Genomic DNA, 21,904 nt, shown 5'->3' with positions numbered 1-21,904 from the left:
AAAAACGAAGTGTTAGTCTCTTGATAAAACGTGACCGCCAAAGTCTCTTTCACAAAGAACCAGTTAAGGTTCCTCACGAGCTCCGCCGCCCACGTTTCTCTTTCTCTATATTCAAATGTCAAATAACAGACGGAAAAACCGTCAAAACTTCCCGCCGAAACTCGCGCCCCAGCCAATCAGCATCCGCCAATCAAGGAAACCTTTAGAACGAAGGACATCGTCGCCAGCGGCGCCGCCGCCCTCGTTCAGTGATCGGGCTTATAGACCCCGCACCTCAGATACGTCAACAGACAATTTCAAAAAATGACCAAGAAACAACAAGCCACTGAAAACAATAGGGAAATTCACAAAGGAGTTATCAACAGGGCGGTGAAGGCGCAAAAACTGCGGCAGACTTCGGCGGCCAATCCGCCAAACGTCAGCTCCGGACGCCCAAAAACCGCACGTTCTGGCCTGGGCGCTCTACTTCGTCTGAAGGATCTGGCCGGCCGGCTGTACGCTGAGCGGCCGTTCGCGGCTGAAATGGCCCCAGTTTTCCCGGACGATCTGCATCAGAAACTCGCGCACTGCCCTCACCCGCGGCACCGCAACGAGATCGCGGTGGCAAATCATCCAGTAGGTTCGCTTCAACTCGATCTCGTCGGGCAGCACGATCTCGATGTCCCTTTCGTCGCGCGCCATGAAATGCGGCAGCACGCAGAGGCCAAGCCCCTGGCGCACCGCCTTCAGCTGCGTGAGAATGCTCGAACTCTGGAAATGCGCCCTGAGGCCCGGCTGGATCTCGCCGAGATAATCGAGCCCGGGCGCAAAGATCATGTCTTCGATGTAACCGACGAAACGATGGGCGGCGAGATCGTTGCGACTCCTGATCGGCGGGTGGCTGGCGAGATAGCTGCGGGAACCATAGACATGCAGCGTATAGGGGGTCAGCACCTCGGAGTGATAGGGACCGGCCTTCGGCGCCGTCAGCGCCACCGACAGATCCGCTTCCTTGCGCGACAACGACATGATCTGCTGGATCGCCACCAGTTCCAGCGAGATGTTCGGGTAGGTCGCGGCAAAGCTTGAAAGCCGGTCCGACAGGAAGAAATTGCCGAACCCCTCGAGCGTGCTCAGTCGCACCACGCCGCGCTGCGCGGTCAGGCCGTCGCTGATGTCGAGCTGCAATTGCTCGGTCTCGCGCTCGATGCGCTCGGCGGTCTCGACGAAGCGCTGGCCGATCGCCGTCAGCACATAGCCGCGCGGATTGCGCTCGAACAGCTTGACCTTGAGGGCGAATTCCAGTCGGTCGATGCGCCGCGACACGGTCGCGTGGCTGGTGCGCAGCCTTCGCGCCGCCGTCGACAATTGCCCGGTGCGCGCCACCGCCAGAAAGAACTGCAGGTCGTCCCAGGTGAAGTTCGGATTCATCTCGCTGCCCCCATCTGTTCGAAAATGAACAGACCCTGTTTGCAATTTACGGGCGGCGGCGCTTGCATCCAAGTGGTTTTTTCCGGATTGTAGCGCCGGAGCCGACATCTGAGGAGCATGTCTGGCCAAATTTGAACAGAACGGGACTGACGGTCCGGCAAGGCCACACGCTTTGCCGGAGTGTAGCGCGATTTCGCGTGTGGCTGTCCTGAGCTGAAACCCTTGGAGGAGGACACGATGACGAAGAAACTGCTCACCGCATTCGCCATGATGCTTGCCGGCAGCACGGCGGCATTCGCCGACGCATCCGACGGCAAGGTCAAGATCGGCATCCTGAACGACCAGTCCGGCGTCTATGCCGACTTCGGCGGCAAGTCTTCCTACGAGGCCGCCTTGATGGCGGTCGAGGATTTCGGCGGCAAGGTTCTGGGCGTGCCAGTCGAAGTCATCACCGCCGACCACCAGAACAAGGCCGACATCGCCTCCAACATCGCCCGGCAATGGTACGACACCGAGCAGGTCGACAGCATCATGGAGCTGACGAGCTCGTCGGTCGGCCTCGCCGTCCAGGCGCTGTCGAAGGAAAAGAAGAAGATTACCATCAATACCGGCGCTGCCACCACCGAACTCACCGGCAAGCAGTGCTCGCCCTATGGTTTCCACTGGGCCTATGACACCCATGCGCTAGCGGTCGGCACCGGCGGCGCGCTGGTCAAGCAGGGCGGCGACAGCTGGTTCTTCCTGACCGCCGACTACGCCTTCGGCTATTCGCTCGAGGAAAACACCGGCAACTACGTCAAGGAAAACGGCGGCACCGTCGTCGGCTCCGTCCGTCATCCGCTGGCGACCACCGACTTCTCGTCCTTCCTGTTGCAGGCGCAGTCGTCGGGCGCCAAGGTCATCGGCCTTGCCAATGCCGGCCTCGACACCTCCAACGCCATCAAGCAAGCGGCCGAATTCGGTATCGTCCAGGGCGGCCAGCGCCTCGCGGCGCTGCTGTTCACGCTCGCCGAAGTGCACGGCCTCGGCCTTGAAGCCGCTCAAGGGTTGACGCTGACCGAAGGCTTCTACTGGAACCGCAACGAGGAAACGGCAAAGTTCGGCAAGCGCTTCATGGAGCGCACCGGCAAGATGCCGAACATGGTTCATGCCGGCACCTACTCCGCCGTGCTTTCCTATCTCAAAGCCATCGAAAAGGCCGGCAGCGACGACGGCGATGCCGTCGCCAAGGAACTGCGCGCGCTGCCCGTCAACGACGTCTTTGCCGAAAACGGCAAGGTCGCCGAGAACGGCCGGATGATCCACGACATGTATCTCCTGGAAGTGAAGAAGCCAGACGAAAGCAAGGAGCCCTGGGACTATTTCAAGGTGCTCGCCACCATCCCCGGTTCGGAAGCCTTCATCGATCCGGCCAAGAGCGGCTGCGACCTCGTGAAGTCGTGAGCGGTCGGATCGCGATGACCGCTGCCTTGCCAGAACAGAACGGAGCGCCGCGGGTGGTTTTGTCCGCCCGCGGTCTCCGTCGCGATTTTGGCGGCTTCACCGCCGTCAACAACGTCAACCTCGACGTCCATGATGCGCGCGTGCATGCGCTGATCGGCCCGAACGGCGCCGGCAAGACGACGGTCTTCAACCTCCTGACCAAGTTCCTGCAGCCGACCGGCGGCACGATCACGCTGCTCGGCGAAGACATCACCCGCATGGCGCCGGACAAGGTGGCGCGCATGGGCCTGGTCCGCTCGTTCCAGATCTCGGCGGTGTTTCCGCATATGAGCGTGCTCGACAATGTGCGCGTGGCGCTGCAGCGGCCAAACGGCCTGGCGACCCAGTTCTGGAAGCCGATGTCGGCGCTCGACGGGCTGACGGCCAAGGCCGATCATCTGATCCGCTCCGTCGGCCTCGACAAGGAGAGAAACGCGGTTGCCGCCGATCTTTCCTATGGCCGCAAGCGCGTGCTGGAAATCGCCACGACCCTGGCGCTTGAGCCGAAGGTGCTTTTGCTCGACGAGCCGATGGCCGGCATGGGTCACGAGGATGTCGGCATGGTGGCCGAGATCATCCGCGAGGTTGCGCTGAAACGCGCCGTGCTGATGGTCGAGCACAACCTCTCCGTCGTCTCGACGCTCTGCCATCACGTCACCGTGTTGCAGCGCGGCGAGATCCTGGCCGAGGGCGACTACGCAGAAGTGTCGGCCGATCCGCGGGTGCGCACCGCCTATATGGGCACCGAGGAGGTCTGAGATGAAACCGCTGCTAACAGTTTCCGGCCTCAACGCCTGGTATGGCGAGAGCCACATCCTGCACGGCGTCGACATGACGGTCGGCGAAGGCGAGATGGTCACCCTGCTCGGGCGCAACGGCGTCGGCAAGACCACAACCCTGCGCTCGATCATGGGCATCGTGCGCAATCGCAAGGGCGCGATCGATTTTGCCGGCGAGGACCTGATCAAGGTGCCGCTGCATCGGGTCGCCCATCGCGGCCTCGGCTTCATCCCCGAGGAGCGCGGCATCTTCTCGACGCTATCGGTTTACGAAAACCTGCTGCTGCCGCCGGCTGTCGCCAAGGGTGGCATGACCGTCGACGAAATCTTCGAGCTTTTCCCCAACCTGCACGAGCGCCGCAACAGCCCGGGCACCAAGCTTTCCGGCGGCGAACAGCAGATGCTGGCAATCGCCCGGATCTTGAGGACCGGCGTGCGCATGATGCTGCTCGACGAGCCGACGGAGGGCCTTGCCCCGGTTATCGTCCAGCGCATCGGCGACGTCCTGAAGACCCTGAAGGCGCGCGGCATGACCGTTCTTCTGGTCGAGCAGAACTTTCGCTTCGCCAGCAAGGTTGCCGACCGTTTCTACCTGATGGACCATGGCCGCATGGTCGGCGAGTTCCCCGTTTCGGAACTCTCCGCCCGCATGGACATGCTGCACGACGTGCTGGGGGTCTGAGCCATGACCATGATTTTTGGAATTCCGCTGCAAGCCTTCCTCGGCCAATTGCTGATCGGCCTGATCAACGGCTCGTTCTACGCGCTCCTGAGCCTTGGCCTTGCGATCATCTTCGGCCTCTTGCGCGTCATCAACTTCGCCCACGGCGCGCAATACATGCTCGGCGCCTTCTTCGCCTGGATGCTTCTATCCTATTTCGGCATCGGCTACTGGCCGGCGCTGATCGTGGCACCCCTTGCCGTCGGCCTTGTCGGCGCCGTCATAGAACGCACGATGCTAAGACGCCTTTATACGCTCGATCCGCTCTATGGCCTGCTCTTCACCTTCGGCCTGGCGCTGACGATCGAAGGCACGTTCCGCTATCTCTATGGCGCCTCCGGCCAGCCCTATGCGACGCCGGCCGCCCTTGCCGGCGGAACTAATCTCGGCTTCATGTTCCTGCCCATCTATCGCGGCTGGGTGATCGCCTTCTCGCTCGTCGTCTGCATCGGCACCTGGCTGGTGATCGAAAAGACCAAGCTCGGCTCCTATCTGCGCGCAGCGACCGAAAACCCCATCCTCGTCCAGTCCTTCGGCATCAACGTGCCGTTCCTGTTGACGCTGACCTATGCGCTGGGAGCGGCCCTTGCCGCGCTTGCCGGTGTGCTTGCGGCACCGATCTACCAGGTCTCGCCGCTGATGGGGTCGAACATCATCATCGTCGTCTTCGCCGTGGTGGTGGTCGGCGGCATGGGCTCGATCATGGGAGCGATCGTCACCGGCTACCTGCTTGGCGTCGCCGAGGGGCTGACCAAGGTCTTCTACCCCGAAGCCTCCAACATCGTGATCTTCGTGATCATGGCCATCGTTCTCCTGATACGGCCGGCAGGCCTCTTCGGCCGGGATGTTTGATATGACACTGACACTCGATATCGATAAGCCAAGCGAAAAGAAGCCAGCCATCGTACAGACGATCTTCCTGGCGGCGGGTCTGGCGCTGCTGGTGCTCGCGCCGCTGTTCTTCTATCCCGTCTTCCTGATGAAGCTCCTGTGCTTCGCGCTGTTTGCCTGCGCCTTCAACCTGCTGCTCGGCTACACAGGCCTCCTGTCCTTCGGGCACGCAGCCTTCTTCGGCGGGGCGGCCTATTTCACCGCCCATGCGGTGAAAGAATGGGGGCTGCCGCCGGAACTCGGCATTCTGGTCGGTGTGGCCGGGGCGGCGTTTCTCGGGGCGATCATCGGCTATCTCGCCATCCGCCGGCAGGGCATCTATTTCGCCATGATCACGCTGGCGCTGGCGCAGATGTTCTATTTCTTCTGCCTGCAGGCCGAGTTCACCAAGGGCGAGGACGGCATCCAGTCCGTGCCGCGCGGCCATCTCTTCGGCTTCATCGATCTCAGCCAGTCGACGAACATGTATTACTTCGTGCTCGGCGTGTTCATCATCGGTGTCGCGATCATCTGGCGGATCATTCACTCGCCCTTCGGCATGATCCTGAAATCGATCCGCGAAAATGAGACCCGCGCCGTGTCGCTCGGCTATTCCGTGCGCAACTACAAGCTTGCCGCCTTCGTCATGTCGGCAGCACTCACCGGCCTTGCCGGCGGCGTCAAGGCGCTGGTGTTCCAGTTTGCAACGCTGACCGACGTCAGCTGGCAGATGTCGGGCGAGGTCATCCTGATGACGCTGCTCGGCGGCATCGGCACGCTGATCGGTCCGCTGTTCGGCGCCGGGCTTGTCGTGACCCTGCAGAACTATCTCGCCACCTCCGAATTCCCGGTCACCATCATCACAGGCCTGGTGTTCATGGTCTGCGTGTTGTTGTTCCGGCGCGGCATCGTCGGCGAGTTCTACAATTCGAGGCTCGGCCGCAAGCTCGGATTCGAGCATCGGCACTAGGACGGTCACCTTCGGGGAGAAGAGCTGGCCCGGTCCCCCGCCTTCGGCAGGACCGGGCATCGACAAGAAAGTGATGAGCCCATGGACACGTTCGACTATATCGTCGTCGGAGCGGGGAGTGCCGGCTGCGTTCTGGCCAATCGCCTTTCAGAAAACCGGGATCGCCGCGTGCTGCTGCTCGAGGCCGGCGGCAGCGACAATTATCACTGGATCCACATTCCCGTCGGCTATCTCTATTGCATCAACAATCCCCGCACCGACTGGTGTTTCACCACCGCCCCCGAGGAAGGTCTGAACGGCCGGGCGCTCGGCTACCCCCGCGGCAAGGTGCTCGGCGGATGCTCGTCGATCAACGGCATGATCTACATGCGCGGCCAGGCCCGCGACTACGATCAATGGCGCCAGCTGGGGTGCACCGGCTGGGGCTGGGATGACGTGCTACCGCATTTCCGCAGGTCGGAAGACCACTATCGCGGCGCCGATGAGATTCATGGCGCCGGCGGCGAATGGCGCGTGGAAAAGGCGCGCGTTCGCTGGGCCGTGCTCGACGCTTTCCAGAAGGCGGCGACTGAGGCCGGAATTCCGGAAACGCCGGATTTCAACCGCGGCAACAACGAAGGCTCCGGCTACTTCGATGTCAATCAGCGCTCCGGCGTCAGGTGGAACACCGCCAAGGCGTTTCTGCGGCCCGCCCGCAACCGGCGCAACCTCACTATTCTCACCAAGGCGCATGTCAGCCGGCTGGTGATCGAGGAAGGCCGTATCGCCGGCGTCGAATTCCAGCATGACGGCGTGGTCAAGCGGGTGCGCTGTCGCCGTGAGACCGTTCTGTCGGCCGGCGCCATCGGCTCGCCGCAGATCCTGGAGCTATCCGGCATCGGCCGTGGCGATGTGCTGAGGGATAACGGGATCGAGGTCCGGCACGAATTGCCGGGTGTCGGCGAAAACCTGCAGGACCACCTGCAACTGCGCCTCGCCTACAAGGTCACCGGGGTGCCGACCTTGAACGAGAAGGCGAGCACGTTTTTCGGCAAGGCGGCGATCGGCCTCGAATATCTCGCCAGGCGCTCAGGGCCGATGGCGATGGCACCGAGCCAGCTTGGGATCTTCACCCGTTCGGGCCCCGAGAAGGAAACGCCCGATCTGCAATATCACGTCCAGCCGGTGTCACTCGAAAAGTTCGGCGAGCCGGTTCATGCCTTCCCGGCCATTACCGCCAGCGTCTGCAACCTGCGGCCGGAAAGTCGGGGATCGGTGCACGTGAAGGGGCCTGATTTCGCAACGGCGCCGGACATTCGTCCACGCTATCTGACGTCCGAGGCCGACCGCGATGTCGCGGTCCGCTCCATCCGCCTGACGCGCCACATTGTCAGCCAGCCATCCTTTGCCTGCTTCAACCCGATCGAGTTCAAACCGGGACCGTCCTATGAGAGCGACGAGGATCTGCGCCGTGCTGCCGGCGATATCGGCACGACGATTTTCCACCCGGTCGGCACCTGCCGGATGGGTGCGGACCCGGCAAGCGTCGTCGATCCGGAATTGCGCCTGCGCGGGCTGCAGGGCTTGAGGATCGCCGATGCCTCGATCATGCCGACGATCACCTCGGGCAATACCAACTCGCCGACGATCATGATCGCCGAGAAGGCGGCGGCGATAATCCTCGCGGCCGATTCCTGATCGCCGAATCGCGTCGTTTGGCAGCCCGGATTACGGTAAACTGGCCGAAATGCGACGTCCAAACCTTAAATTCCGGGGCCGGAACCTCTATATGAGCCAGTGAAGGCCCTTCACGGGCCCAAGCACTATAAGGGGTTTGAATGGCAATGCAGCGTTTTGGAAGAGCTCTGGCAATGTTGGCGATCGGTCTCACGGTCGGGCTCACGGTTGTGGATGTCGCCGAGGCACGGCGCTCTGGCGGCGGCTTCGGCAGCCGCGGTACGCGCACCTTCTCGCAGCCGCCCGTCACCCGCACCGCGCCGACCAACGCGGCACCGATCGACCGCTCGATGACGCCGCGCCAGGACGCCGGCCCGACGACGGCCACCCCTGGTGCCGCCCAGACGCGTCCAGGCGCTGCCAACACGCCCAACGCTCGTCCCGGCTTCTTCAGCGGCTTCGGCGGCTCGCTTCTCGGCGGCCTGATGGTCGGCGGCCTGATCGGCATGCTGATGGGTGGTGGCTTCGGCGGCGCTGCCGGCTTCCTCGGCCTGATCGTACAGATGCTTTTGATCGGCGGCGTGATCATGCTCGCGATGCGCTTCTTCGGCCGCAATCGGCAGCAGACGGCCTATGCAGGCCCGTCCGAGCGCTCGTCGGCCCAGTCGCCGTCGAACGGCATGCCGTCGTTCAAGATCCCGAGCATCGGCGGCGGACAGGCAAATGCGCAGGCGAACGCCCGCCCGGCGGCAGCACCGACACCGGCCCCCGCGGCGGAAGGCCCGGCCGATGAAATCGGCGTCGGCCAAGCCGACCTCGAGCAGTTCGAGAAGATGCTGAAGGACGTACAGGCAGCCTATGCGGCCGAGGACTACGGCACCCTGCGCCGCCTGACGACGCCGGAAGCCATGTCCTACCTCGCCGAGGAACTGAGCGACAACGCCACCAGCGGCGTCAAGAACGACGTGACCGACGTTCATCTCGTCCAGGGCGATGTCGCCGAAGCCTGGTCGGAAGACGGCAAGGACTTCGCCACCGTCGCCATGCGCTACGAGAGCATCGACGTGATGCGCGACCGTACGACCGGCAAGGTGATCAGCGGCGATCCGGACAATCTGACGGAAGCCGTCGAACTCTGGACCTTCGTGCGCAAGGCCGACGGCGAATGGCAGGTCTCGGCGATCCAGGGCGTCGGGCACGCCTGATACCATCAGCACGCTAAACTTTTGAGACCCGGCCGGCCCATCCGACCGGGTCTTTTTTTGTGGCAGTGCCACAGGGCGATTGTGTCCCGTTCGTGCCGGCAACGCGTCGGCCATCTGGCGCGCAAAAGCGGAGACGACAGCCGCCGATGTCATCGGTCGATAGCCGGCCCCTCCTCGCCAAGAAGACGGGTGACGAGTGCCCGCAGCCAGCGATGACGCGGATCGCCTTCGCGGCGCCGATGCCAGATCTGCTCGAAGTCAAACGGTGGAATGGCAAAGGGTGGCTCGAAGACGACGAGCCCCTGGCCATTTGCCTGTGAAAGAATGCGACGCGCCACGGTCAGGACCAGGTCCGTGCCACGCACCAGGCCCGGTGCAACGCTCCAATGCGGAACCGCAAGGCAGATGCGGCGCGCCTTTCCCGTCGCCGCCAGAGCGAGATCGATCTCGTTGCCGGCATCGCCACGCAGAGACACCAGCACATGCGGCAGGGCGAGGTAGTCGCCAAGACCCATGGCCGGCGATCCGCCAAGTTGTGAGGCGTCTGCAAGGCAGGCAAAGCTTTCCGTGAACAGCAGCGATGACCGGATGCCTTCGCCGTGCGCCGGAAAGACGCCGAGCGCCAGATCGATCTCGCCTTCGGTCACCTGAGAGGCCATGGCCTCGCGGCTCGCCTGGTTGACGACCAGGTCCACATGCGGTGCCTCGATCCGTAAGGCTGCCATCAACCTCGGCAGCAGCACCGCCGCGCCATAGTCAGACATCGCCAGCCGGAACACATGCCGCTCCGTCGTCGGGTCGAACCCGGCGGGCGCAAGCAACGACCGCATCCTGCCGATCGCTTCGGAAAGCTGCGGCGCGATTTCGAGCGCCCGCAAGGTCGGCTCCAGTCGCCCGCCATGCCGCACCAGCAGGGGATCGTCGAAAAGATGGCGCAAGCGTGCCAGCGCATGGCTGACCGCGGGCTGGCTCTTGTTCAGACGAACGGCGGTGCGCGAAACATGGCGTTCCGACAGAAGCGCATCGAGCACGACAAGCAGGTTCAGGTCGATTCCGGCCAGATTATTCATCAAGTGAATATAGACTGTACAATATCGGAATTTCCATTCCTGACTTGGATGACGAACTCTGAGGGCGTCAAACAGATCGGAAACGCCTCATGCCAAATGCCGCATCCCTCCTCCTCGTCCTCGCCGCCGTCTTTGCCGGGGCGGTCGTGCCGTTCCAGGCCGGCGCCAACGCCATGCTCGGCCGCCTCATCGGCCACCCGCTATGGGCTACCGTCGTTTCGCTCAGTATCAGTCTTGCCCTCATCGTTCCCCTGATGATCGCCCTTCGCGTGCCGATGCCCACGCCCGCCGAGACCTTGAAAGGTCCATGGTGGATCTGGATCGGCGGCGCGGCCGGCGTCATCTACATCACGGCCGCGCTACTGCTTGCCCCGAAACTTGGCGCCGCCAGCTTCATTGTCGCGGTCATTGCCGGACAGATGGCGGTCTCTATCGTCATCGACCACTACGGCCTGATGGGCTTTCCGGAAAAGCCGGTCAGCGTCGCCCGCCTCATCGGCGTTGGGCTGATCGCGGCCGGCATGGTGATCACCCAGCTCGCAAGCGCCATGCCGGCACTCGCAAGCCAGGCCCGGTAACCAGGCACTCCTCCCGCCAGCAACCCTTGTTGACGTCGCCGCAACCGTGGTAACAAACGCACATGTCGACCGAACCACACCTGATGGCCTGACGAGCCCCGCAAGGCGGGGCTTGCTGGAGCGAGCCCAAAGTCGCCCGTGTCTCACGGGCCGGTCTTTCCTGTTCGATTGATCTCCTTCTCCCAGGTCTGCGCTACGCCCAAGAACCGGCCGACGCGATGATGGTGAACGAGGCAATCGACCGTCATTCGGGCTCACTATGAAATCGCCATCCCTTTGGAAATCGGCCGCCTTCCGGCGCGTCGGCTGCGCTCTCGCCTTCTATTCCTTCTGCTCGTGGATGCTGGTTGCGGCACTGCCGCTTCTCGTCGCGCAACGGTTCGGCACCGGCGCCGAACTTGTCGGCAGCCTCGCACTCAGGCTCGGGCCGCGCATCCTGTTTGCCGCGCTGGCCGCCGGGTTGATCCGGCGCGCCGGTCCGCGAACGGCCGTTTGCGCCGGGCTCGCCGCCACCGCATTGTGCCTTGGTGTGCTTGGCGTCGTCGAGCATGCGGGCACGCTGCAAATCATCGTATTCACCATCGGACTTGCCGACACCATAGTCGTTCCGGGGCTTCTGGCGTTGCGTGCCGCTGCCGTGCCCGCCGGCCGCAACATGGAAGCCAACACCACGTTCCAGACGATCGATCGGCTGGCCAAGATCTTCGGACCGCCGGCCGCCGGCCTCATGCTGGCAGTCCTTGCCCCCGCCCTCGCCTTCCCGGCGCTGGCCGTCGGCCACCTCGTGGCGGCGACCGGGCTCTTCACACGCGCCGGGGCTCCGGAACAAAGCTCCCGTCAGCGTCCACCGTCTGCTGGATCCGGTCTTTTCCTGGAAGCTGCGGCGACGTTGCGCGAAAATCCGGTGCTGTGGGCGCTCGTCCTGCCCGCGCTCGGCTACATGATCTCCCTCGGCGCGCTGCAGCCGTTCCTCTTCTGGCTCAATCACAACCAGTTCGGACTTGGTTCGACGATGTGGACCGTTCTTCTGGCGGCGCAAGGTGCGGGTGCCGTCCTAGGCGCGCTGGTCTCGAACCGCCTGGCGCGAACATTGATCGACACACAGTCGCTGCTCACCGCTTATCTCGTCGCGAGCCTTCTGGAAGGGGTAACGACGCTCGTGCTGGTTTTTGCCCCAAACCATGCGCTGGCAACCGCGATGCTGATCGTCGGAGGCATACCCGAAATGGTGGCCTTTGCCGCCTATTTCACGCTCATCCAGCAGCGGCTGAGCCTTGAGCGCCAGGCAGTCTTCTATGCGCTGAGCCTGCCATTGATGGACCTGTTTATGGTTGCGGGCGTCCTCACCGGCATGCTGCACAGCGGCGGATGGATGACGCTTCAACAATTCTGGTTCGTGGCCAGTGCCGCAGCGATCCTGCCCGTTCTTCCGTTCCTTGCCTGCAGATCCACGGGTCGACGATCGTAAGAGCTTGTACGCAAAGCAACATAGCCCAGAAAAAGTATGGCTGGCGGCTGGCGCTATCGCCGTCGCGCAGGCCATACTCCCCCCGGCTGAAATGAGGGGACAGGCATGCGGGACAAGTTGTTCATCGACGGAAAGTGGGAAAAGCCACGGCGCGGCGGCACGCTCGACGTCATCGATCCGGCGACGGAGGAGGTCATCCACCGCGCACCGGCTGCCACCTATGACGATATCGACCGCGCCGTCAAAGCCGCCCGCATCGCCTTCGACAGCGGCCCATGGCCGAGGCTTTCCGGCACAGAACGGGCCGTCTATCTCCGCGCGATTGCCGAGAAGATCGAGGAAAGACGCCACGCGCTGGCGCGTCTCGAAGTCACCGACAACGGCAAGCCGCTGCCGGAAGCGCTCTGGGATATCGACGATGCCGCCGGGTGCTTTCGCTATTATGCCGGGCTTGCCGAAGAACTCGACGCCAACCCGGAGGAAACGATCGCCGTCGGAGACAGCAGGTTTACCGCCCGTGCCATTCGCGAACCGCTCGGTCTCGTCGGCGCAATCACGCCCTGGAATTATCCGCTGCTGATGGTCTCCTGGAAGGTGGCGCCGGCGCTTGCCGCCGGCTGCACCATCGTGCTGAAACCGTCGGAACTGACGCCGCTGACGGCTCTGGAACTCGGCGCGATTGCCGAGGAGATAGAGCTTCCACCCGGCGTTCTCAACATCGTCACCGGCACCGGCCAGGACGCGGGCCAGCCGCTGACCGAGCATCCGCTGGTCGACAAGCTCGCCTTTACCGGCTCGGTCCCGACGGGCCGCAAGGTGATGATGGCCGGCGCGCAGGACATCAAGAACATCAGCCTCGAACTCGGCGGCAAATCGCCCTTCCTGGTCTTTGCCGACAGCGATATCGAAAGAGCCGTCGAATGGATCATGTTCGGCATCTTCTGGAACCAGGGGCAGGTCTGCTCGGCAACCTCGCGTGTATTGGTCGAGGAGCAGATCTACGACGCCGTCGTCAAAAGGCTGTGCGAGGAGGCGGCCAAGATCAAGATCGGCAATGGCCTCGACGACGGCACGCTGCTCGGGCCGATCGTTTCCAAGGGACAATATGAGAAGATCCTGACGGCGATCGACCGTGCGCGTCAGGACGGCGCGACCATCGCGGCGGGCGGCGGCCGGCCCGCCGGCTTCAACAGCGGCTACTTCATCGAGCCGACGGTTTTGACCGACATGAGCGAAGACAGCTATGTCTGGCGCGAGGAAATCTTCGGGCCGGTCGTCTGCGTCAAGCCGTTTGCGGACGAAGCGGATGCGGTGCGCATGGCCAACGACAGCCGCTTCGGCCTTGCCGCAGCCGTCATGTCCGCCGACAAGGAGCGGTGCGAGCGTGTCGCCCGGGCGCTTCGCGCCGGCATCGTCTGGGTCAACTGCTCGCAACCGACCTTCACCGAAGCGCCTTGGGGGGGCTACAAGCAATCGGGCATCGGCCGCGAACTCGGCCGCTGGGGCCTTGCCAACTATCTGGAGACCAAGCAGATCACCAGCTTCGACGCCGACGAGCCCTGGGGCTGGTACATCAAGGCATAAGACGTATCGCGGCGAACGGCGCCGACCTGCAAAGGGCGGCGTCAAATTCCCTTCATGCAGCTATGGAATAAGCCCAGGAGACGGTAGCATCATGCCGCAGGCTGCCGCATTGCGCGATTTGCGCGCTGGAGGGATGCGATGAACAGGTCAACAGGCGACTTCGACGGGCAGGATTGGCTGGAGGCGGAACTCGCCGATACACTCGATGAGGATTACGAACTCGAGCTTTCCGAACCGGCGCTTTCGGAAGAGATCCGCAAGATCTACCGCAAGAACCACCCGCCATCGCTGCCGCGCATCGACTACTTTCGCGCGCTGATCGCGCTGCAATCCGAGCTGATCAAGCTGCAGGATTGGGTCGTGCACCACAAGGAGAAGGTCGTGGTGATCTTCGAAGGGCGCGATTCGGCCGGCAAGGGCGGCGTGATCAAGCGCATCACCCAGCGGCTCAATCCGCGTGTCGTTCGGGTCGCAGCGCTGCCCGCCCCGTCGGACCGCGAAAAGACGCAGTGGTATTTCCAGCGCTACGTGCCGCACCTGCCGGCCGGCGGCGAGATCGTGCTGTTCGACCGCTCCTGGTACAACCGCTCCGGCGTCGAGCGTGTCATGGGCTTTGCCAGCGAAGACCAGGTCGAGCAGTTCTTCAACGACGTGCCGGAATTCGAGCGTATGCTCGTTCGTTCCGGCATCCGGCTGGTCAAGTACTGGTTCTCGATCACCGACGAGGAACAGCAGATGCGCTTCCTGGTGCGCATCCACGATCCGCTGAAGCAGTGGAAGCTGTCGCCGATGGACCTGCAGTCGCGCGTGCGCTGGGAAAGCTATACCAAGGCCAAGGAAGAGACCTTCGCCCGGACCAACATTCCCGAAGCGCCGTGGCACATCGTCGAAGGCAACGACAAGAAGCGGGCGCGGCTGAACTGTATGGATCACTTGCTGCAGCAGATCCCCTATGAGGATGTACCGCACGAGGAAATCACCTTGCCGGAGCGGGTGTTCAATCCGGACTACGAGCGCAAGGTGCTGCCGCCCGAACTCTACGTGCCATCAAAGTATTGAGGACGGCGGCGCCAAGGTCGTCTCTTCAGCCCTTGCGCCCTTGCCAACCCTCCGTGGAAATCGGACAGTCCATGAAACGACAGTTTCATGGAATTGGTTATGAGTGCCAAAGAGCGATCCTTCCTCACCCGCGTTCGTCAGGTTCTGCCGGAGCTTCATCCGGCAGAGCGGCGCCTTGGCGACTTTCTTTGTGACTTCCCCGGCGAAGTCGCCAGCTATTCCGCCCAGGAACTGGCGGCGCTCGCGCATGTGTCGAAGGCGACGGTATCGCGTTTCATCCAGCGGCTCGGCTATGATAACTACGAGGAGGCGCGCCGCCATGCGCGCGCCGACAAGCAGACGGGATCACGGCTGTTCCTGGCGACCAGCGCCGATACGGCAGGCGAACAGTCCGTCACCGCCCATGTAGCCCAAGGCGTCGCCAACATCGAAGCGACCTTCCTGGCAATATCCGAAACCCAGATCAACACGGCGTCCGCCGCACTGTTGAAGGCGCGCAAGGTCTGGGTCATCGGCTTTCGCGCCAGCCATTCCTTCGCCACCTATCTGCAATGGCAGCTGACCCAGGTGATCGAGAACATCGCCGCCATTCCTGGCGGCGGCCAGACGCTCGGCGAACATCTCGTCAGCTTCACGCCCGACGACGTCGTCATCGTCTTCGGCCTGCGCCGCCGCATCGCCTTGATGGACACGCTCCTCGGACAGGTGGAAAAATCCGGTGCCCGTCTGCTCTATATCACCGACGAAGGCGTGCCCTTCCTCAGCCAGGCCGAGTGGCATTTCCGCTGCCAGACGCTGGCCCCGGGCCCTCTATTCAACCACGTCTCGGTCATGGCGCTCTGTCATCTCCTGACGACGCGATGCATCGAAACGGCTGGTGTCGCCGGCCGCAACCGCCTGCGCGGCATCGAAGCCCTGAACGACGCGCTTGAGGAGCTGTGATCGTTGTTTAGGCATTCACCTGAAACCTCAGTCCATTTTTCGACCAAGTGAAATCACAGTTTTACCCATGCAATTCCGGCGAATTGCAGCTCATATAATTGATTGCAAAAGAGAAACTGTCGTTTCCCATATTCTGGCACGAAATCTGCATTCCACAATGGCATTGCTGTGAAGAAGAATTGTACTGGACAGTACCAGCGCTCGTCAGGCGTGAAACGTCCGGTTCGTCGGCTCCAAAGCAAAATTTCCTGTATGAAACTACGGTTTCTTGATGTAACGTCATGAAACTAAGTTTTCACGCCAGTTAAGCCATAAAGGGGAACAAACCATGGCAGCGGAAAATATGGTGCCGTCCGGCAAGTCTTCGCCGGTCATCCGACAATTGGAGACAGCCTTCACCAAGATCGGCGTTACCGGCGCCCACAAGCAGATCATCGCCCTCGTCTTGATCGGCTGCCTGTTCGACAGTTTCGAGCAGAACACCATCGGCATCGCCGGCCCGATCCTGAAGGAAACCTGGGGCCTCACCGGCACCGATATCGGCTTCCTCAACACCATCACCTTCGGCAGCGCCGCCATCGGCCGGCTGCTGTCGGGCATTCTCGGCGATCGCTACGGCCGCCGCGTGATGCTGACGATCAACCTTCTACTCTTCACCATCGGCTCGGCGGCCTGCGCGCTGGCGCCGAATTTCGCGACCCTCTGCTTTGCCCGCGCCATCGTCGGTTTCGGCGTCGGCGGAGAGATCTCCACCGCCGTGACGATGCTGTCGGAATTCTGCTCGCCGAAATTCCGCGGTACGGCAGCCGGCCTCGTCAATGTCGGCGCCGGCGGCTTCGGCAACTTCCTGGCGCCGGCCTTCGGCCTTCTGATCTTCACGCTCTTCCCGGGCGAAAACAGCTGGCGCTGGTTGTTCGCCGCCTTGGCCCTGCCCGCACTGCTCGTGGTCTTCTATCGCCGTTTCGTGCCGGAAACGCCACGCTTCCTTGCCTCTCAAGGCAAGATCGACGAGGCCAACAAGGTACTCTCGATCCTCGCCTCCGGGTCGCTGCGGCCGCGTAACCTCAAGGTTGAGGAATACCTGACCAAGGAACACCTCAAGGACGAAGAGCCTGCCAAGAGCGACTGGAAGGAGCTTTTCCGGGCACCCTTCATCGGCCGGACCGTTCCCGTCGCCATCGCCATCCTGATGAGCTATGGCGCACAGCTGTCTGTGCTGACCCTGATGCCGATCATCTTCGTGTCGATGGGCTACACGCTGCAGGGCAGCCTGCTTTACAGCATGATCATCCAGAGCGGCAGCGTGCTCGGCGCCATCGCCGCCTCGATGTTCGGCTATTACTTCCCGCGCAAGAAAGTGCTGACAACAGGTGCGGTCTTCGCCTGCCTTGCGGCGATTTCGATCGCCTATCTCGGCACCAACATCTACCTCGTCCTGATGTTCGGCGCGATCTTCCAGTTCTTCGTGCTGCTTCTCAACACCTCGATCTGGATCTACGCACCCGAACTCTTCCCGACACGCATCCGTGCCTTCGGCGTCGCGCTCATCCTGGCAACCGGATCGGCAGCCGGCTCCTTCGTGCCGACGATCTCCGGCATGCTGTTCGATACCTACGGCATGGTCGGGGTCTTCGGTCTGGCAGCTGGCATGTACGCGGTCTTCGCATTCTGCATCCAGCTGGGCCCCGAGACCTATGGCATGTCGATGGAAGACCTGGACCAGCCGGCGGATACCGACCTCGCCAAGGCTGAACCGAACAAGATCAATGTCGGCATGGAAGTCAGAACGTGACCGCACATATCCTGTTGATCAACCCGAACAGCTCGCACGCGACCAGCAGCATGATGCTCGCCATCGCTGAGCGGGCTGTGACCGGACGCCTGGCCGTGGCAGTCGCCACGGCCAGGCGGAACCCGCAGATGATCGTCACGCCGCAGCAACTGACTTCTGCCGCCGACGAAGTCATCGAGATCGGCGCCGCCCATGGCGCCGGTTGCCTCGGGATCATCGTCAGCGCCTTCGGCGACCCGGGCCTAGCCGACCTCAAGGCCCGGATCGACATCCCGGTCGTCGGCATCTGCGAGGCATCGATGATCGAAGCGGCGTGCGGCGGTCGCAAGTTCGGGGTCGCAACCACGACGCCGGAGCTGATCGAGGCCATCGACGATCGTGCCCGCGACCTCGGCCTTGCCGGCCAATACACCGGCATCCGCTGCACGCCGGGCGATCCGCTCGCCCTGGCCGGCGATGAAAAGCGGCTGCGGGAAGCGCTTGGCGAAGCGGTGCGGCAATGCATCGAGCTTGACGGCGCCGAGGCCGTCATTATCGGCGGCGGCCCGCTCGGCCAGGCGGCAGAACAGTTACAGCCGCATTTTACCACGCCGATCATCGCGCCCATCCCATCCGCGGTGGAGCGCGTGCTCGACCTGATGCGGGTCACCGCCTGACCCGCAATTTCAGCGCGTTCCATCTGCCTGCGGCATCGGGCGACGCTCCCGGTGAAAGCCCGCGCTCGGCTCAAACCGGCAATTGACCTTGTTGCCCGCAAGGACTCTGTGATATTTTCGGGTGTCCTTATATGCAAAACCGAAGCTGGGGCGGAGGTGGCGCGATGAACTTTCTGTGTGCTTCCGTCGCCGGGCTGGCGTTTTTCACCTCGGCGGCATTTGCGGGTCCCTTGCATGACGCGGCAAGAGACGGCGACATCAAGCGCGTCACGCTGTTGCTCGATCAGGGAACCGACATCACCGAGCCGGATACGGCCGGAGAGCCGGCGTTGCTGGTCGCGTCGCTTGCCGGACGGCCGCAAGTGGTCGCCCTGCTGCTCGATCGCGGCTGCGATATCGAGATCCGCAACAAGGGCGGGCTGACCGCCCTGCATGCCGCTGCCTATGGCGGCAATCTCGAGACCGTCGAGCTGCTCATCGCCAAGGGCGCCGACGTCAACGACAGCAAGAACTTCTACCATATGTCGCCTCTGCATGCCGCAGCCGAGGAAGGACACGCCGATATCGTGGCCTTGCTGCTTACCCAAAAAGCCGAGATCGAGGCGAAGGAACGCAACGGCTACACGCCGCTGACGCAGGCTGGCTGGCGTTCGCACTGGGACGCAGCCGAACTGCTGCTGAAGGCCGGCGCCACCTGCCAGAAGGCCGACCTCGTCGGCGACTGGCTCTATACCGAATGCACCAAGCGGAAGTGATGCCAAAACGCGCACCAACCGCATCCGGAAATCGGAGAAGAGGAATGTCCTACCATCGATACGCTTGCGCTGCCGGTCTCGCGACCGCGGCGTTTCTCGCACTGTCCACCCCGACGCTGGCGGAAGACCTGGTCAATACAGGCTATTTCGGTGATGTCGCCATCAAGGGCTATGACCCGGTTGCCTATTTCACCGAAAGCAAGGCGCTGGAAGGCTCGCCGCAGTTTTCCTACCGCTGGCTCGGAGCCAACTGGCAGTTTGCCAGCGCCGAAAACCGCGAACTGTTCATTCGCGAACCCACCCGCTATGCGCCGCAATATGGCGGCTATTGCGCCGACGGCGTCTCGTTCGGAACGGTGACCACCAACATCGATCCAAAGGCCTGGCGGATCATCGAGGGCAAGCTGTTCCTGAGCTATGACCCGGGCGCGGCTGAAGGTTTTGAGAAAAACCCGAACAAACTGGTCGATTCCAGGAAGCACTGGTCCGAAGTGGAAAACACGCTCGTTTCGGAAAAGCTCGGCACCACCTGGCAGAAGGCGCGCTAAAGGCGCTTCCAGAAAAGGTGCAAAGCGGTTTTCCGTCGGGAAGTGCGTAAAGACAAGAGATCGACCGTTCTTGCGGCATCACGCAAACCAAAGCGCCGATATCCGGGCTGCCGTCACCGCTCGATCGAGAAGAGTTTCAGCGCCTGCGGCGTCACGTGGATGTAGTCGGCGCCGCGCTCACCCTTGGCCGTGTTGCGATAGACGTAGCCGCAGACCATGCGGTCGAGAAAATAGCCATCGAATTTCTCGCAGAGCTGGTTGCCCTTCACCTCGATGCGGCCGGTAATGTTGGTGTTGGCGCTGCGATAGGCGGTGTTGCCCGCTTTGTCGAAGAACTGCATGAAACTCGTGCCGTTCTTGTGCTGCCCGCTCCAGGTCTTCTCGCTGGTCAGCGCGCCAAGTTCCGCGGGTCCGAGCCTGTCGGCGGGCGCGCCGACGAAGCCGAAGGGCCACTCCGGAATGCCGGCCGTGCGCAGGCCGTAGAGGTGGCGGTTCAGGTCCTCCTCGCGCCAGTAATCATAGAGGTAGCCGTAATAGGTGAGATTGGTGTCGGGAAAGAGCTTTAGCAGCGTCTCCCCTTCCGCCACCGCACGCGCCCGATCGCCGCGCTGGGCATAGGCCGAGGCCAGATATTCCCGTGCAGCCTCGGCATTCGGCAGCGCCTCGCCCGCCACCTCGATCAACGGGATCGCTCGGTCGTTGTCTCGCGCTGTGTAGTAGACGATGCCGGCCAAAAGCCGCAAGCTCGGGGATGGCGACGGGTCGAGCCGAAGTGCCCGCTCCAGGTCCGCGATCGCCTGCTGGTGGTCTCCCGTCTGCGCCAGGATCAGCGCCTGATTGGCATAGGCCTCGGGATCGCTCGGCTGCGCTGCGACCGCCCGCGCAGCCGATTGCCGTGCTTCCGTCTCGCGCCCGTCAACGAGCTGCAACAGCGCTAGCACGGTGTGGGCGCGCGCATTGTTGGCGTCGAGCTTCAGCGCCTGGCCGGCAGCATCATAGGCGATCTTGCGGGCGACGGCGGCCGACCAGAGAGAGTTGTAGTCGTTGCGCCAGACATCGACGGCAACGCGCGCAATCCCCGCATGGGCATTGGCAAACCGCGGATCGAGATCGATCGCCTTCTGATAGAAGGCCAGCGTCTGGCGATAGGTGTCGACATCGCTGTAGATCAGTCCCTGCTGCTCGGCGCGCATGTAATAGTCGTAGGCTTCGAGATTGTCGGTCGGAATGCGCGCCAGCTGGTCGCGCTCGCCTTCGCTGAGCTTGACCTCCAGCGCCGCAATGATCTTGCCGATGACATCATCCTGCACGGCGAAGAGATCGGCATATTGCCGGTCGTAGCGCTCCGCCCAAAGCGAAAGACCGCTCATCGCATCGATCAGCTTGACGTTGATGCGCAAGCGTTGGTCCGCCCGCTGCAGGGTGCCCTCGAGGATGTAGTGAACGCCCAGCTCCGCCGCCACGTCCTGGATTTTCGATGCGTTGTCCTTCATTGCGAAGACGGAATGGCGGGCAATCACGAACAGTCCTGAGACTTTCGAAAGCTCGGTGATGAGGTCGTCGGTCAATCCTTCGGCCAGATGGTCATGATCCCGGTCGCCACTGACATTGATGAAAGGCAGGACCGCGACGGAAGGCTGGTCCGGCAAGGGATAGGCAAAGCGCTCGGTCGGGGTCTCCGGCAGAATGAGCGTCCACGGCTGCCACCAGGCTCCGGCAAGTGCGAGGATCAGCATGAGGCCACCGGCAATGAGTATGCTTTTTCGTGCGGGACGCTGTTTCGTCGCCTTGACGATGGTCTTGCCGGCATCATCAGGATCGAGAAGCACGCGGTACACACGAATGGGCTCGGCAATACCCCTCACCGTCTGCTCGCCGAGCGAGGCAAAGCCGACGGCGATCTTCGATCGCACCTGATCATAGGCGGCCCCGGAAATGGCGATGCCACCGGGCTCGGCGAGCCCCTGCACCCGATCAGCGGTGTTGACGCCGTCGCCGTGAATGTCGTCGCCTTCGACGATGATGTCGCCGAGATTGATGCCGATGCGGAAATCGAGCCGCCGGTCGGCTGCGACCATGTCGGCCTGTTCGGCCTTGCGTTGCTGGATCTCCACCGCGCAGCGAAGCGCGTCGACGACGCTGCGGAATTCCACCAGCAGCCCGTCCCCCATCGTATTGACCAGGCGTCCGTGATGTTCGGCAAACTGCGGCTCAAGAATATCGTGCAGGTCGCTCTGGAATCTGGCACGCGTTCCCTCCTCGTCGAGCCGGCTCAAGCGAGTGTATCCGGCGACGTCGGCGATCAGGACGGCTGCGAGGTGGCGCTCCATCGACGGTCTCTTCACGTGCGATGTATTCC

At 62.8% G+C, this 21,904-nt stretch carries 19 protein-coding genes; 16 read left to right on the top strand and 3 right to left on the bottom strand.

What is annotated here, in order from left to right; genetic code table 11:
• Positions 1–462 precede the first annotated feature (462 nt).
• On the bottom strand, positions 463–1,410 hold the full coding sequence (locus tag BLJAPNOD_RS05090; protein WP_115419117.1) for a LysR family transcriptional regulator: 948 nt from the start codon (positions 1,408–1,410) through the stop codon (positions 463–465).
• Positions 1,411–1,647: 237 nt separating this feature from the next.
• Here BLJAPNOD_RS05090 and BLJAPNOD_RS05085 point away from each other — a divergent pair, with 237 nt between their 5' ends.
• From BLJAPNOD_RS05085 to BLJAPNOD_RS05055, 7 genes are all read left to right on the top strand, one after another.
• Complete coding sequence (locus tag BLJAPNOD_RS05085; RefSeq protein ID WP_115419115.1) at positions 1,648–2,853, top strand: ABC transporter substrate-binding protein; 1,206 nt, start codon at positions 1,648–1,650, stop codon at positions 2,851–2,853.
• Between the two features lie 14 nt (positions 2,854–2,867).
• Positions 2,868–3,650: an ABC transporter ATP-binding protein gene (locus BLJAPNOD_RS05080; protein WP_115419114.1), complete on the top strand. Its 783-nt coding sequence runs from the start codon at positions 2,868–2,870 to the stop codon at positions 3,648–3,650.
• A 1-nt stretch (position 3,651) separates the two neighbouring features.
• A complete protein-coding gene (locus BLJAPNOD_RS05075) occupies positions 3,652–4,353 on the top strand; it encodes an ABC transporter ATP-binding protein (RefSeq protein ID WP_077502112.1) in 702 nt (233 codons plus the stop codon).
• A 3-nt stretch (positions 4,354–4,356) separates the two neighbouring features.
• The gene (locus BLJAPNOD_RS05070) at positions 4,357–5,244 is read left to right on the top strand and encodes a branched-chain amino acid ABC transporter permease (protein ID WP_077502113.1); all 888 of its coding nucleotides are present in this window, start codon (positions 4,357–4,359) and stop codon (positions 5,242–5,244) included.
• Positions 5,237–6,232: a branched-chain amino acid ABC transporter permease gene (locus BLJAPNOD_RS05065; protein ID WP_199565897.1), complete on the top strand. Its 996-nt coding sequence runs from the start codon at positions 5,237–5,239 to the stop codon at positions 6,230–6,232. Before BLJAPNOD_RS05070 ends, BLJAPNOD_RS05065 begins: the two co-directional genes overlap by 8 nt.
• A gap of 81 nt (positions 6,233–6,313) precedes the next feature.
• Positions 6,314–7,909, top strand: coding sequence for a GMC family oxidoreductase N-terminal domain-containing protein (locus BLJAPNOD_RS05060; RefSeq protein WP_115419111.1), 1,596 nt, complete (start codon positions 6,314–6,316; stop codon positions 7,907–7,909).
• A 146-nt stretch (positions 7,910–8,055) separates the two neighbouring features.
• Positions 8,056–9,093 (top strand): Tim44 domain-containing protein, encoded by a 1,038-nt coding sequence (locus tag BLJAPNOD_RS05055; protein WP_115421141.1) that lies wholly within the window; start codon positions 8,056–8,058, stop codon positions 9,091–9,093.
• A gap of 149 nt (positions 9,094–9,242) precedes the next feature.
• Here BLJAPNOD_RS05055 and BLJAPNOD_RS05050 read toward each other — a convergent pair whose 3' ends face one another.
• Positions 9,243–10,163 (bottom strand): LysR family transcriptional regulator, encoded by a 921-nt coding sequence (locus BLJAPNOD_RS05050; RefSeq protein WP_115419110.1) that lies wholly within the window; start codon positions 10,161–10,163, stop codon positions 9,243–9,245.
• Between the two features lie 89 nt (positions 10,164–10,252).
• Between BLJAPNOD_RS05050 and BLJAPNOD_RS05045 the strand changes: the two genes are divergently transcribed.
• The 9 genes from BLJAPNOD_RS05045 to BLJAPNOD_RS05005 all read left to right on the top strand — a co-directional run bounded on the left by BLJAPNOD_RS05045 (position 10,253) and on the right by BLJAPNOD_RS05005 (position 19,545).
• Positions 10,253–10,741: a DMT family transporter gene (locus tag BLJAPNOD_RS05045; protein ID WP_115419108.1), complete on the top strand. Its 489-nt coding sequence runs from the start codon at positions 10,253–10,255 to the stop codon at positions 10,739–10,741.
• A 259-nt stretch (positions 10,742–11,000) separates the two neighbouring features.
• Positions 11,001–12,209, top strand: coding sequence for an MFS transporter (locus BLJAPNOD_RS05040; protein ID WP_115419107.1), 1,209 nt, complete (start codon positions 11,001–11,003; stop codon positions 12,207–12,209).
• Between the two features lie 105 nt (positions 12,210–12,314).
• Positions 12,315–13,793, top strand: a complete 1,479-nt coding sequence (locus tag BLJAPNOD_RS05035; RefSeq protein WP_077502125.1) for an aldehyde dehydrogenase family protein — start codon at positions 12,315–12,317, stop codon at positions 13,791–13,793.
• 138 nt (positions 13,794–13,931) lie between these two features.
• Complete coding sequence (gene ppk2, locus BLJAPNOD_RS05030; RefSeq protein WP_077502127.1) at positions 13,932–14,852, top strand: polyphosphate kinase 2; 921 nt, start codon at positions 13,932–13,934, stop codon at positions 14,850–14,852.
• Between the two features lie 99 nt (positions 14,853–14,951).
• Entirely contained in the window at positions 14,952–15,794 is an 843-nt protein-coding gene (locus BLJAPNOD_RS05025) for a MurR/RpiR family transcriptional regulator (protein ID WP_115421140.1), read from the top strand.
• A gap of 328 nt (positions 15,795–16,122) precedes the next feature.
• Positions 16,123–17,586, top strand: a complete 1,464-nt coding sequence (locus tag BLJAPNOD_RS05020) for an MFS transporter (RefSeq protein ID WP_199565896.1) — start codon at positions 16,123–16,125, stop codon at positions 17,584–17,586.
• Entirely contained in the window at positions 17,583–18,242 is a 660-nt protein-coding gene (locus BLJAPNOD_RS05015; RefSeq protein ID WP_115419106.1) for an aspartate/glutamate racemase family protein, read from the top strand. The genes BLJAPNOD_RS05020 and BLJAPNOD_RS05015 overlap by 4 nt, the downstream gene beginning before the upstream one ends.
• A 164-nt stretch (positions 18,243–18,406) precedes the next feature.
• Entirely contained in the window at positions 18,407–18,997 is a 591-nt protein-coding gene (locus BLJAPNOD_RS05010) for an ankyrin repeat domain-containing protein (protein ID WP_077502132.1), read from the top strand.
• Positions 18,998–19,041: 44 nt separating this feature from the next.
• On the top strand, positions 19,042–19,545 hold the full coding sequence (locus BLJAPNOD_RS05005; RefSeq protein ID WP_244610877.1) for a YHS domain-containing (seleno)protein: 504 nt from the start codon (positions 19,042–19,044) through the stop codon (positions 19,543–19,545).
• Between the two features lie 113 nt (positions 19,546–19,658).
• Here the strand turns inward: BLJAPNOD_RS05005 and BLJAPNOD_RS05000 are convergent, their stop codons facing one another.
• Complete coding sequence (locus tag BLJAPNOD_RS05000) at positions 19,659–21,875, bottom strand: adenylate/guanylate cyclase domain-containing protein (protein ID WP_115419105.1); 2,217 nt, start codon at positions 21,873–21,875, stop codon at positions 19,659–19,661.
• Positions 21,876–21,904: the final 29 nt, after the last annotated feature.

The organism is Ensifer sp. M14 (genome assembly GCF_003355565.1).
Taxonomy (GTDB): domain Bacteria; phylum Pseudomonadota; class Alphaproteobacteria; order Rhizobiales; family Rhizobiaceae; genus Ensifer.
This window is presented reverse-complemented; position numbering and strand designations above follow the sequence as displayed.